Below are 13,885 nucleotides of genomic sequence, written 5' to 3'. Positions count from 1 at the left end.
GTGATTTTAATCGAATTATTACCCCCCTTAATCCCTCCTTATAAAGGGGCAAACAAGAAAATCCGGTTCCCTACCCTTTATAAGGGGAGGGTTAGGGTGGGGTAAAAATATTTGATACATCAATCATGATTTTTCAAATATCCTCTAATTAACTGTAATGACTATTTAAAAGTTCAAATTATAAAAACCATGAAAAAACCCGGCTTAACCGGGCAGACGCACTGTTTGTCTTATTAACCTGTAATAACTATTTAATTTCACAAGTTAGAGGGCAAGCAGCGTAAACAGTAGCCTGCATTTGGTCTGCCTCTCCATGCAGCCAGCTTAACCATTTAACTTCACTAGGATGAACTCCCTTAACAGTTAGCACACCCGCAGCCAATACAACTGCCATGACATTAAACATTATTAGAGCGCCTGCTACAAGCAAAACTGCACTAACAGGCATCACAGATTGCAAGATAATCGACAACAGACATCCGACCGTAGCCATTAAGACAACTAGTGGAAAACCCACAACCAACAAACATACTGCTAATGTAAAAGTCCATATTAAAAAGCTTTTAATCATCAACAAGGAGTAGGTCTTTCCTTGATTAGAGCTTTGAGCAGAAACCATGACTTTTCCTCCCAAAAATACACAACAAATTTTAATTTCAGTAATTTCTCGCTTTTCACGAGCAAACTGAATTGTTTCAGTGAAATCCAGTATATAAAAACTAATTGGAAAAATGAGCATTTGTTTACTAAAGTTCACAGTTAGTTTTTTGTAATTATGGATATAAAGTCAAGTTTATATCTATTAAAAAAACTTGTTTGCTGCATCTACCTTCAGGTATAGAACCTAAAAGGTATCACCTTTCAACCTCGATCCCCAGCATCTTGCCCCTACTCAACTTAACATTTCTTATAAAAATTAGTAGTCTTTCTCATAATTCCTAGACGGGCTGAATAAATGAACTGCCCAGTATTTGTACTGTTAATTGCTGGCAATTCATGCCCAGACTTGAGATAAATTTCTCATCTAAGTCATGAGAATATTTACTTTAAAATCAAAGCATTAAAAAATACTTTTTAATCAATGTGTATTTACTGAGGTCTTTTAAGTCCTTACGTGTGTTAAACCAGTTTAGATGGGTTAAATAATCTATCTAAATATTCTGAGTAGTGAAATTTTAGGAAATAAAAGATACCAATTGAGGTGGATGAAATAGATTGACCGTGGTTCTAGAGTTTCAATCGCCTTCTATCACCGCTAAGGCTTGCAGACAAGCATTCTCCAAAAGTCATCAAAGCAAGTGACTTTACTTCTCGTTAATTCAACTTTATTAACTGCCAAATGTGAAGATATATGACAGAATCACAGTCTCCCTTAAATTCTAACTCTGCTGCCGCACGTAATTTGCCACCAATGCCGCCACCACCACCGCCAACGCCAACCTTTAGTACGCAGCGGCAGATGACACAAACACTCGATATGTCAATGGATAGGGGCACTAATCCGCCTGTTTCAGGTCATCGTCCGGGTAGTCCACCGCCAATACCTAATTCAGTTCGCCCTCAAAACAACAATCCAGAAGTAACTTTGGAGAAGTTAATCAGAGAAGCTTACGATCAGGGATATTCTGACTTGCACTTGGGTGTAGGTGAACCACCCCGCTTCCGCAGCCGAGGAGAAATTCAATCAGGAGATTATCCAGAAACAGATAAAGAAACTTTTATGAGTTGGTTGCGGGAGGTGATGAGTGAGGGAGAAATTCAGCGCTTTGAAGAATCCTTAGAATTTGACGGAGCAACTCAGTACGAATTTGCTCGCGTGCGGATAAATGTTTTTGGCTCCCTCAAAGGGCCTGCAATGGTGTTGCGGTTGATTCCGCTAAAAATCTTAACTATGGAACAGTTGAGATTACCTCCAGTTTTTCGGGATATATGTCATCACCATAAAGGTTTAATTCTGGTGACAGGGCCCACTGGTTCTGGTAAGTCCACCACAATGGCAGCGATGATTGACTACATCAATAAGGAGATGGCCAAGCATATCATCACCATTGAAGACCCGATAGAATTTGTTCATCAAAGCCGCAAGTCTTTAGTCAAACAGCGGGAAGTGGGAATGCATACCCGGAAATTTGACAACGCTTTGAAAGCAGCCTTGCGGGAAGACCCAGATTTGATTCTGGTAGGGGAAATGCGGGACAAGGAAACAGTTAACACCGCCCTAAAAGCCGCTCAGACAGGTCACTTAGTCATGGGAACCCTGCACACCAATAGTGCGGTCAAAACCATTGAGCGGATTCTCAACCTCTATTCTGGTGATGAGCAGGATGCAATGCGGGTGGCAATTTCTGAGTCTTTAGTGGCAGTAATTGCTCAAGGTTTGTGTCGCACAACTGACGGTAAGCGGGCTGCCTTCCACGATGTGCTGATCAATACTGAGGCGATTAAAGAATGGATCAAAGATGGTAAGTATGATGAAATTGGCGAACTGATGAAACAAGCCGGCTTTGACGGCATGATTACGATGAATCAGTCACTGCTCAATCTCTATCAAGACGGACGAATCACCGAAGAAACTGCTTTGGAAATGTCACCAACTCCTAACGAAATGGCGCAGTTTCTCCGAGGTCGAGTTTAAGATTGGGCATTGGGCATGGAGAAGAGACAAGGTAGACAAGGAAGAGGGGGGAGACAAGTCTCTCTTGTTCCCCTTCTCTCCTCTGCTCCCCCCGTTCCCTCATCTCCCAGTACCCAAATCCCAAATATCTTTGCAATCCTGGTTGAGGTTATAGCTAAGGTAAAAGGTAAAAGAGAGAATTTTTACTTTTAGTTCCCTAACCTCTGTGAATAACTTGACGACAAATAAACTATCTACACCCCAGCTATTTAAAGGCATTGCGCTATTTACACCTGGAGGAGATTTAATTTACTGCATCGACCCTAGCAAGCAAGGTCGATGGCATTTGCATTTGTGCTCGGCTTTGCAAGAAATCCTAGATTTACCAGAGCCACCACACTTTCTAGTGCCTTGTTATACTGCAACTATTGACAATTGGTTAGATCCGCGCACTCAACAAGTGCGAACTTTTGCTGAAGCTTATCCGGCTGTAATTAGGCACCAAACTTTGCTTAATGCTGTTTTTGGCACAGGGGAATTAGTATGGCAAGCAGCTCCTTGGCAAGAAGGATTGTGCGATCGCATGGTATTAACAACCTATCGTTCGTCATTTGGGCAGCTTTGGGAGGATCACGATTTAATTGTCCGTCTAGACCTTTCTGAACCTGTACCAAAATATCACCAACCAGTAATAGTACAAAAAAAAGAAGCCATCACACAAGGCTATGTTCTCCGCTTATTTGTTGCCGGACATAGCAGTTCTACTGAACGCATTCTGCAAAATTTACACGAATTGTTAGAGCGATCGCTCGGACACCCTTATACTCTGAAGGTAATTGATGTTTTAAGTCATCCAGAACAAGCAGAACTAAATCAGGTTTCTGCAACTCCTACCCTTGTCAAGGTTTGGCCTCATCCAATTCGGCGCATCGTTGGAGAGTTGGATCATGTAGAAAAGATTTTACAGATGTTAGCTGCTAAGGAAAACTTTTAAGTAATTAGACTAGTTTTTTTGCTAAATGCGCGAATGGGTAGGTGTTGGTAAAGGGGTTAGGACAAAAATGGCTAGATTGCCGTATCTGCAAGACTTTGAAAGTTGTGCAGCATCTTAAAACCATCCGCGCACCTTATATAAACTGACTTTCAGCTATTTATGGTTAGCACAATTCCGAGTCCTTATGTTATGATTTTCGCATTCGCGCTATTGAACCTTGAAAACCAAATAAGACAGGGCTTTCAGACGCCTGCGATCGCAATCAACTAAAATCCCTATTAGGGATTGAAACAACTTGGTCAACGATTCAAAAGCGGAACTCACATCGCAATCAACTAAAATCCCTATTAAGGATTGAAACTTCTAAATTCCGCCAAGTGTTCCAATTGTTGTCCGATAGCAATTAGCTAAAATCCCTATTAGGGATTGAAACCTCTAAATACACGACTTCGGGCAGTACTGCTTAAACTCAAAGAAAGTCAGCTATATTTAAGTTCATAGGAGAGCATTTGACAAATAATTTGTCGCTCTACAAAACAAATCGGGATGACTGGATTCGAACCAGCGGCCCCTTCGTCCCGAACGAAGTGCGCTACCAAGCTGCGCCACATCCCGCCATAAAAATGGCATTGTAAATCAAGAATATCATAATCTGTGCCAAATAGCAGAATTACATCTATATACGATCGCTTCACTAAAGGCTTTGCTTGCTAGGATTAAATTTGTATAACTCTAGTGGTAAAAGCGGATTGTGACTGTAAAACCAGACTGGTTGCGGGTGAAAGCACCTCAGCGTGAACGCATCGGTAACGTTAAAGAAATTTTGCGGGATTTAGCCCTCAATACAGTTTGCGAGGAAGCGTCCTGTCCGAATATTGGTGAATGCTTCAACGCTGGGACTGCCACGTTTTTGATTATGGGCCCCGCTTGTACACGCGCTTGTCCCTATTGCGATATTGATTTTGAGAAAAAACCCAAACCACTAGACCCCACAGAACCTACACGACTGGCGGAAGCTGTTCGCCGCCTGAACCTTAATCATGTAGTAATCACTTCTGTAAATCGAGATGACTTGCTTGATGGTGGTGCATCTCAGTTTATGGCGTGTATTGATGCAGTTAACTCTGTTTCACCCAACACCACAATTGAGGTGCTAATTCCTGACTTATGCGGTAATTGGAATGCTCTAGAGTTAATTCTAGAGGCTGCACCAGAAGTATTAAACCACAATACCGAAACTGTTCCACGCCTATATCGCCGGGTGCGTCCCCAAGGAAACTATGATCGCACATTAGAATTATTGCAACGCACTCGTCAACTTTCTCCTAGCACATACACCAAATCTGGCATCATGGTTGGACTCGGTGAAACTGACGCAGAAATTCGCCAAGTTATGCAAGACTTGCGAACTGTCGATTGCGACATTTTGACCATTGGGCAATATCTCCAACCCAGTCAAAAACACTTGCAGGTAAACGAATTTGTCAATCCAGAACAATTTGCTGACTGGAAGGCATTCGGTGAAGAAATCGGATTTTTACAAGTTGTTTCTTCACCATTGACAAGAAGCTCATATCATGCAGAACAAGTTAGGGAGTTGATGGAACGTTACCCACGCTCAAAAGTTAGGAGTTAGAAATTAGGAGTTATGAGTGAGCAGATGTACTCCAACACAAAACTTTCCGTTGCAATTCTGGGTGCAGGTGCTTGGGGTGCATCTCTAGCAAATCTCGCCACAGCGAATGGTCATCAGGTGCGTGTGTGGTCGCGTCAAGGTTCCCAAAGTCTTCAAGTAGTTTTAAAAGATGTCCAAATAGTCCTGTCTGCTATCTCGATGATTGGTGTGAGAGATGTTGCTTCCCAAGTCCAGTCTTTCCCCCTTTCTCCAGAGACAATTTTTGTGACAGCGACGAAAGGCTTAGATCCTCAAACTACCTGCACGCCGTCACAAATTTGGCAGACAACATTCCCTAACCATCCAGTAGTTGTTTTGTCTGGGCCTAATTTATCAAAAGAAATTCAAATGGAATTACCAGCAGCCAGCGTGGTAGCCAGTAATATTCCCACGGCTGCGGAAGTAGTGCAGTTAGTATTTTCTTCTCATCGTTTCCGGGTATATACGAATCCCGATCCCTTGGGGGTAGAACTGGGAGGAACACTGAAAAATGTGATTGCGATCGCAGCTGGTGTGTGCGATGGTTTACAGCTGGGAACCAATGCCAAAGCTGCTTTAGTTACCCGTGGACTTACAGAAATGGTTCGCATCGGCAACAACTGGGGTGCAAAGACGGAAACATTTTATGGTTTATCGGGTCTAGGAGATTTGTTAGCAACGTGCAATAGTCCCTTAAGTCGCAATTACCAAGTCGGCTATCAGCTAGCTGGCGGTAAGTCACTTACAGAAACTCTCGCAAATTTACAAGGAACTGCTGAAGGAGTGAATACTTGCCGAGTTTTGATGCAACGAGCCAAGCAACAAAACATCGCAGTTCCAATTACCGAGCAAGTTTATCGGTTACTTCAAGGCGAAATCACACCCGGACAAGCACTTGATGAACTGATGTTGCGAGATATCAAGCCAGAGTACAACTACTAGTTAGTGGTTTATTAAGTCAACTATGCTGCGTAAATAAGTTTGTAGTAAGGACTTTAGTCCTTATATTAAGCACTGAAGTGCTTACTACATACCAGGCTTTCCTTAGCTTGATGGGCTACTAGTTAGTAGTCTGTCAAGTTGAAATTGGCACGTCAATACTCACATACAAGACGACGCAGGTACACGGAGAGGGTGTTTGATAATTTATCCGCATTTTCTATCTCCGTGTCGAGAGAATTTTTGCTGTTAATGCTAATCACTTCCTCAATATCTATTAGTTCTACTTATACCTGAATAATCCTGAGAAAAAATTGACAAATCGTCAGGATATTACTTTTGCAGCCATGTAAATGTGACTATGCCAATTATAAAGATGACATTCACTGAAGGATGTTTATACTGTGTTACAAAAGTTACTATCAAAAAACCATCAAGGTTGAAATATTAACTAAGTAGTTGAAATATTGCAAACCTAGCTGTGGATTTAAATAGCTATTGGTTTAATCAAAAGTTTAGCAGCCGATTAAGTTCAGTAATCCTGTATCCAATAAAACCCTTACAGTTAATTTCTAAAAAAATTGTAAGGGAACGTTCAACCATGTTAGTTCATCGTTAATCGCGGGAACAATAGCAACAGTTGAATAGCTGACCGTAATCTAAGCTGACCGAAATCTATTGTTACCTGGAGCCATTGAGACGATCTTATGCCAGCAACATCTTTTTATGCAGACGCCCCCTACAACACCAAAAAGTCTAGCCAGGCTTTGGACTCGGATCTCACGGTTGATGACAGTGAGTTATCGGTAGATGATTTACAGGAGCTAGAGCTAGCTTCTGTTGACAATGCTAACTTTGCTGCTGCTAGTACCAACCGTCGGAGTACAGACCTAGTACGTCTATATCTTCAAGAAATTGGTCGGGTTCGCTTGTTGGGGCGCGATGAAGAGGTTTCAGAAGCTCAAAAAGTCCAACGCTACTTGCGGATGCGGATAGTACTTGCTAAGGCCGCCAAGGAAGGGGATGAAGTGATTACGCCCTATCTTCGGTTAGTTGAAGTTCAAGAACGTCTTACTTCGGAACTGGGACATCGGCCGTCTTTGGAAAGATGGGCTGCTACTGCTGATATAGTTTTATCCGATCTTAGGCCGACTTTGGCAAATGGCAAACGTCGCTGGGCTGAAATCGCCAAGTTGACTGTAGAAGAGTTGGAGCAAGTTCAGTCCCAAGGACTCCAAGCAAAAGAACACATGATTAAGGCGAATCTTCGCTTAGTTGTGTCTGTTGCTAAGAAGTATCAAAATCGTGGTTTGGAATTATTGGATTTAGTCCAAGAAGGTACATTAGGTTTGGAGCGAGCTGTAGAAAAATTTGACCCAACTAAGGGTTATCGCTTTAGTACCTATGCTTACTGGTGGATTCGTCAGGGTATTACACGGGCGATCGCTACTTCTAGTCGCACGATTCGCCTACCGGTTCACATCACCGAAAAGTTAAACAAAATCAAAAAGGCTCAACGCAAAATTGCTCAAGAAAAAGGTCGCACCCCAACTCTAGAAGATTTAGCAACAGAGTTAGAGATGACACCAACTCAAGTGCGAGAAGTTTTGTTGCGGGTTCCTCGCTCCGTTTCTTTGGAAACCAAGGTAGGAAAAGATAAAGACACTGAGTTAGGCGAATTACTCGAAACTGACAGTGTAACTCCAGAAGAGATGTTAATGCGAGAATCTTTACAAAGAGATTTGCATCATCTGCTGTCAGATTTGACTAGCCGGGAGCGCGATGTAATTCTGATGCGGTTTGGTTTGGCAGATGGTCATCCTTATTCTTTAGCAGAAATTGGTCGCGCTCTTGACTTATCGCGCGAACGAGTCCGCCAAATTGAATCTAAGGCTTTGCAAAAGCTACGTCAACCCAAGCGCCGCAACCTCATCCGCGACTATTTGGAGTCTCTAAGTTAGTCATTTGTCACTTGTACTGAGCGTTCGCGTAGCGTCTCGTAGAGAAGCCGAAGTATTAGTCATTTGTCATTAGAAAACTACACTTGACAAATGACTAGGAACAAAAGAGTGATTTTATTCATAGGTCAAAAGCCTCTTATCGGCTTACAGCAAATAATTAGCATTAAGCTGTATAAAAGTTTTCCCCAATCTTTGCTCAGATATCTTGAAGGTGGGGAGCAACTAAGAATTCAAATTTAACTTATGCAAAATCCAAAGTCAAGGGATGCAATCGTTACAAGTATCCTAAATATTAGCTGTATGCAAATTAAATGCACTACAGCTGATTACTTGAATTTTGCTCAAGATTTGATGAATTGTTCTTAAATATTTAGTAAGAATTCTCAATAGGCAATGATTGTTGCAAATTGCTCCCAAGATTTGTTATATTCTCAACTAACAAGCTTTGTTGAGAACTATTAGTATGACTGTCTACACAACTACTTCACTCAAGGCAGAACTGAACGAACGAGGCTGGCGATTAACTCCCCAGCGCGAAACAATTTTACACATTTTTCAAGAACTTCCGCAAGGTGAACATCTGAGTGCGGAGGATCTTTATCATCGGCTCGAAACTGATGGTGAAGGGATCAGTCTGTCAACTATTTATCGGACTTTGAAGTTGATGGCAAGGATGGGAATTTTACGGGAATTAGAACTGGGCGAGGGACATAAGCATTATGAGATCAACCAGCCCTATCCTCATCACCATCATCACTTAATTTGTGTTCGATGCAACTCAACTATTGAGTTTAAAAATGATTCAATTTTAAAAATTGGGTCAAAAACCGCTCAAAAAGAAGGTTTTCACCTCTTAGATTGTCAAATGACCATCCATGCAGTGTGTCCCAAGTGCCAACGAGCGCTGATGCCGCTTTAGCACTTGGGTGGATAAATAAGACGAAACTACTCAAATTTACCAAATAAATGGAATCTGAGCAGTTCGTAATTTGCTGTTACTGGAGGCAAGCAACCAGTTGGGAACTGATACTAACGACACCAAAGCGGATGTTAAAAGCGTCCGCTCTTAAGATCCTTAAGACTAATCCCGTAGAATTCTTGGGCTTGTTTAATCGCTTTTTTGGTGTCATCTGCCATCACACCATTGAGCTTGCCTTTATAAAAACCCCGCTCCCGTAGTCGGGTTTGAATTTCTAAGGTATTAAATTCGCTTTTGCTAGCAGTATTAACTGAGCTATATAACTTAGCTCGTGTAGTTGGGCCAGCAACACCACTTGCTGCTAAGAAATTAGCTGCCTGAAATCTCTTCACAGCATCAGCAGTATAGGGACCATAGTAGCCATTTGGCTCTCCCTCTAAATATCCAGCCTGGATCAATTGTTCTTGAACAATTCTAACTGGCTCACCGCGATCGCCTACACGAAGTTTGTCTCGATTGACTACCTTTTTGGGAGCCTCTTCTCCATCACCGATGCCTACTCCCGGCAATTTACCTAATGTTGCTGGGCCAACAACACCGTCAACGCTTAATTTGTAAGAATCTTGGAACCGTTTGACAGCTTCTTCGGTAATTGGGCCAAATATGCCTGTGGCGTTTCCGTAATAAAAGCCTGCGACTCTTAACCGTTCTTGCAAAGCTCTGACATCTTCACCTTCATCCCCTTTAGCAAGGTAGTTAGGATTGCGGCGTTTGCTGGTGGCTGAACTATCAGTGCTGGACTTTTTGGCTTGTGCGCCTACAGCAGCGGTTCTTTGAGCTTGTGTAGTCCTAGTTGTGGCCTTTTTGGCCTGCCAACTTTCTAATTTTTGCAGAGTGCTTGCTCCAACAATGCCATCCACTGGTAAGCCAGCGGCCTTTTGGAAGCGCCGCACAGCTTCTTGTGTGGGTGCGTCATATACTTGGGTAACAGAAGATTGGTAAAAACCTGCTGTTCTCAACTTTTGTTGTAGATTTCTGACAGAAGGGCCTTGATCGCCTTTTTCTAGTGCCATGACGCTGCTGAGGGCGCCAAGAATAGATAAAGACAGAGCAAGGGGCAACATATACTTCCAAGCCCTACCTGAAAGCCTTTTCCAGTCTGGTGCAGCTGCGTCCTTAAACAAGGAACTGAGGGAGACCAATTCACTGGGTGTGCTGTCTTCGTAGGCGAAAGCTAGGTGCAAATACGCAAGATTTTCCATATTTGTTTCCTACACCATTGATTTTTCTTCGATAACTGCTTCAGCTTGATGTACTAGGTTCCTCAAAGCTTCTAATGTTCCTATATTTACATCCTCCCATAAATTGCGCTTGTGTGCTTCTAATAATTTTTCAGCAATATCACGCAGTGCGTAAGGGTTTTTTTGCTGAATAAATTCTACAACAACTGGATCAAGTAAATAAGCATCTACTATACCTTGATACATATAATCTTCAGCACATTTTGCGGTTGCATCGTAGGCAAATAGATAATCTACTGTCGCCGCCATTTCAAAGGCTCCCTTGTATCCGTGGCGCATTACTCCTGCAATCCACTTGGGATTAACTACGCGAGAACGATACACTCGTGCAATTTCTTCTTTCAGTTGACGAACACGTGGTTGTGCAGGTATAGAATTATCTCCAAAATAGGTTTGGGGATTTTTTCCCTGTAGAGAACGCACCGCTGCTGTTAAGCCACCCTGAAATTGGTAATAATCATCAGAATCGAGTAGATCGTGTTCGCGGTTATCTTGATTGTGCAGGACAATTTGCATTTGAGACAAACGTTGCTCGAAGGCTTCGGGGGAGGGGAGTGGGGAGTTAGGAGTTAGGAGTGAGGAGTTAGGAGTAGGGATTGGGGATTGGGAGTTAGGAAGAATTTCTGCTCCTCTGCTCCCCTGCTCCCCTGCTCCCGAAGAATAGGCGTAAGAACTCCAGTTAATGTAGGCACGGGCTAAATCTTCGTCATCTGTCCAGTTTTGGGATTCGATTAAACCTTGGAGTCCGGCGCCGTAAGCACCTGGGCGAGAACCAAAGATACGATAGCGCGATCGCACCACTGCTTCTTCTAAAGTTAATCCTTGGCTTGTCCACAATTCAGTCTCTTGGCGAACTGCATCTGCTAAGGGATTTTGTTCTGGCGGTTCATTCAAGTCTGCTACTGCTGATACTGCTTGATCGAATAAGTCAATTAAGTTGGGAAAAGCATCTCGGAAGAATCCCGAAATTCGCAAGGTGACATCTACACGGGGACGCCCCAAAATTGTTAAGGGCAAAATTTCAAAATCTACTACTCGCCGTGCTGCACCATCCCACACAGGTTGGACTCCGAGTAAAGCTAAGGCTTCGGCTATATCATCACCGCCTGTTCTCATGGTGGCTGTTCCCCACATTGATAAGCCTAGTGTTCTGGGATACTCGCCATGCTCTTGAGTGTAATATTCAACGAGAGTTTCAGCAGCTTTTCTACCGATATCCCAAGCGGTTTCGGTGGGAATGGCGCGAATATCGACAGAATAAAAGTTTCTCCCTGTTGGTAGAACTTCTGGGCGGCCGCGCGTGGGTGCGCCAGATGGGGCACTTGGGACATATCCGCCATCGAGTCCGTGTAATAAATGGGTGATTTCTTCGTGGGTTTTTTGTAAAGCTGGGAGTAGGCGATCGTGTATCCAGGTAGAGACGCGATTCGTTGCGTCTCCCTCTCCAGCTAAGACGCGATTCATCGCGTCTCTACAAGAAGAATTTTGATTTATTAGTTGTTGTTCTACTAGGAGAGCGGCGTGTTCTTCTAGGACTTCGACGATATCACCGAGGGTGCGGCATTCTGTGCCATTGACTATTGAGTATTCACCACTAGGCATTGACAAATCGGCTGTGAGAGGGTCGAAATCTAGTCCCCAATCTTGAGCGATCGCACGGGTAATACCTGAAGAATGGCGATTGGGGATGCGAGCGATCGCTACTATTAAATCTCGCAACTGCCTTCCTTGGGGACATTGCCCGAAAATGTGTAACCCGTCGCGGATTTGGGCTTCTTTCAATTCACACAGATAGCCACCGATAGAATTCAAAATTAAAGATTCAGACTTAAAAATTTCTGTTTCATTTTGGATTCCTAAATCTAGATGGAGATTTTCTTTGATTACCAGTTCGTGGATGCGATCGCGAATCACTGGTAAACGCGAAGGATCTAAACTGTCGGCTTCATAATACTCATCAATTAAATTTTCTAACTGTTGCAAAGAACCGTAGAGTTCCGCGCGAGTCATTGGCGGTGTTAGGTGATCTATAATCACCGCTTGAGCGCGACGTTTGGCTTGGGAACCTTCGCCAGGATCGTTGACAATAAACGGGTACAGGTGGGGAAGTGCGCCAAAAGCCACTTCTGGATAACAATTACTCGATAAAGCCACACTTTTACCTGGTAGCCATTCTAGATTTCCGTGTTTCCCTACATGAACTACAGCATCAGCACCAAAAGTTTCTCTAACCCAATAGTAGAAAGCTAAATAAGCATGAGTTGGTTCTAAATCCGGCGCATGATAATTCAAACTGGGGTCATTATCATAACCCCTTGCTGGCTGAATTCCCACAAAGACGTTGCCGAGTTGAATTCCGGGAACGGGGATAGAGGCGGGGGGGCAGGGGGGCAGCACTTCGGCTACGCTCAGTGACCGGGGGGCAGAGGGGAATAATTCTTGATTGCTTTCCTGCTCTAAATTTCCCCACCTTTCACTAATACCTTGCTGCACTGCTGGCGCTAATGAAGCGAAATATTCTTGGTATTCTTCCCAAGAAACACTTTGGTGTACCGGAAGCGATTCTCTACCTTCTGGATCGTTGGTTACGCCATCTGTCAGCCGTTGAATCAACTCATCTCCTTGAGCAGGTGGATTTTCTACTTCATACCCAGCTTGATGTAAAGCTTGCAGGATTTGTACACAACTAGCTGGGGTGTCGAGTCCTACACCATTGGCAAGGCGGCCATTGCGGTTGGGGTAGTTTGCCAGAATCAGGGCAATTCGACGTTCTTGGGATGGTTTGGAACGAAGACGCGCCCAATTTGCTGCTAGTTTAGCAACGAATTTGATGCGATCGCTCACTGGTTCATAAATTACCACATCTGTCTCTAAATGGGGATTACGAGTTTGCAATGCTTTAAAAGACACAGCACGAGTAATAATCCGCCCATCTACTTCTGGTAGCGCCACATTCATCCCAATATCGCGGGGAGAAAGCCCTTGAAACTGTGACTCCCACTGCTCAATCGAGCCGCCACTGAGGATTACCTGCAACACAGGCACATCTAATTTTTGCCAAAGTTCGGTTTGGGGTGTTTCGCTTTCCAAGCGTGCTAGAGAAAAACTAGTGGTATTTAGCAGCACAGCGATTGATTCGGCTTCTTTAGGTTGAAAAAATTCACTCAACTCAACTTGCACATCTGGTTCACGTAATGAAGAAACAAATACTGGCACTGGTTGTAAATTTTTCTCTACCAAAGCTTCGCATAAAGCATCAATTACTTTAGTATTCCCCGCTAAATAATGAGCGCGGTAGAAAAGGATGCCGATTTTGGAGATTGGGGATTGGGAAATTTGAGGTTCAAAGGTAGATGAACGAGTATCTGAGGTGGATTCATCCGGTTCAAAGGTGGATGAACGGAGTTCTGAGGTGGATTCATCCAGTTCAGAGGTGGATGAACGGAGTTCTGAGGTGGATTCATCCAGTTCAAAGGTGGATGAACGGAGTTCTGAGGTGGATT

9 protein-coding genes and 1 tRNA gene are annotated in these 13,885 nt (G+C 43.4%); 6 read left to right on the top strand and 4 right to left on the bottom strand.

The window, feature by feature from the left end; all coding sequences use genetic code 11:
• Positions 1 to 247: 247 nt before the first annotated feature.
• Positions 248 to 619, bottom strand: a complete 372-nt coding sequence (locus RMY16_RS08545; protein ID WP_094349008.1) for a hypothetical protein — start codon at positions 617 to 619, stop codon at positions 248 to 250.
• A gap of 732 nt (positions 620 to 1,351) precedes the next feature.
• On the opposite strand from RMY16_RS08545, the gene RMY16_RS08540 reads away from it, so the two are divergent.
• The gene (locus tag RMY16_RS08540) at positions 1,352 to 2,635 is read left to right on the top strand and encodes a type IV pilus twitching motility protein PilT (protein ID WP_322736020.1); all 1,284 of its coding nucleotides are present in this window, start codon (positions 1,352 to 1,354) and stop codon (positions 2,633 to 2,635) included.
• Positions 2,636 to 2,840: 205 nt separating this feature from the next.
• Positions 2,841 to 3,608: a circadian clock KaiB family protein gene (locus RMY16_RS08535; protein WP_322736019.1), complete on the top strand. Its 768-nt coding sequence runs from the start codon at positions 2,841 to 2,843 to the stop codon at positions 3,606 to 3,608.
• Between the two features lie 541 nt (positions 3,609 to 4,149).
• Here the strand turns inward: RMY16_RS08535 and RMY16_RS08530 are convergent.
• A tRNA-Pro gene (locus RMY16_RS08530) sits at positions 4,150 to 4,223 on the bottom strand.
• A 136-nt stretch (positions 4,224 to 4,359) separates the two neighbouring features.
• Between RMY16_RS08530 and lipA the strand changes: the two genes are divergently transcribed.
• The 4 genes from lipA (at position 4,360) to RMY16_RS08510 (ending at position 9,081) form a co-directional block, all read left to right on the top strand.
• Positions 4,360 to 5,244, top strand: coding sequence for a lipoyl synthase (lipA, locus tag RMY16_RS08525; RefSeq protein ID WP_322736018.1), 885 nt, complete (start codon positions 4,360 to 4,362; stop codon positions 5,242 to 5,244).
• Between the two features lie 24 nt (positions 5,245 to 5,268).
• Entirely contained in the window at positions 5,269 to 6,204 is a 936-nt protein-coding gene (locus RMY16_RS08520; RefSeq protein ID WP_322736097.1) for an NAD(P)H-dependent glycerol-3-phosphate dehydrogenase, read from the top strand.
• A gap of 704 nt (positions 6,205 to 6,908) precedes the next feature.
• A complete protein-coding gene (gene sigC / locus RMY16_RS08515) occupies positions 6,909 to 8,162 on the top strand; it encodes an RNA polymerase sigma factor SigC (RefSeq protein WP_289799195.1) in 1,254 nt (417 codons plus the stop codon).
• Between the two features lie 463 nt (positions 8,163 to 8,625).
• Positions 8,626 to 9,081, top strand: coding sequence for a Fur family transcriptional regulator (locus RMY16_RS08510; protein WP_012407750.1), 456 nt, complete (start codon positions 8,626 to 8,628; stop codon positions 9,079 to 9,081).
• A 131-nt stretch (positions 9,082 to 9,212) separates the two neighbouring features.
• Here RMY16_RS08510 and RMY16_RS08505 read toward each other — a convergent pair whose 3' ends face one another.
• On the bottom strand, positions 9,213 to 10,343 hold the full coding sequence (locus tag RMY16_RS08505; RefSeq protein WP_322736017.1) for a peptidoglycan-binding protein: 1,131 nt from the start codon (positions 10,341 to 10,343) through the stop codon (positions 9,213 to 9,215).
• Between the two features lie 9 nt (positions 10,344 to 10,352).
• Positions 10,353 to 13,885: cobaltochelatase subunit CobN (gene cobN, locus RMY16_RS08500; RefSeq protein ID WP_322736016.1), on the bottom strand; the 3,533-nt coding region annotated here is incomplete at its 5' end.

This window comes from Nostoc sp. DedQUE12b (genome assembly GCF_034530835.1).
Lineage (GTDB): Bacteria > Cyanobacteriota > Cyanobacteriia > Cyanobacteriales > Nostocaceae > Nostoc.
Note: the sequence above shows the minus strand (reverse complement) of the source record. Positions and strands in the feature narration are given on the sequence as shown.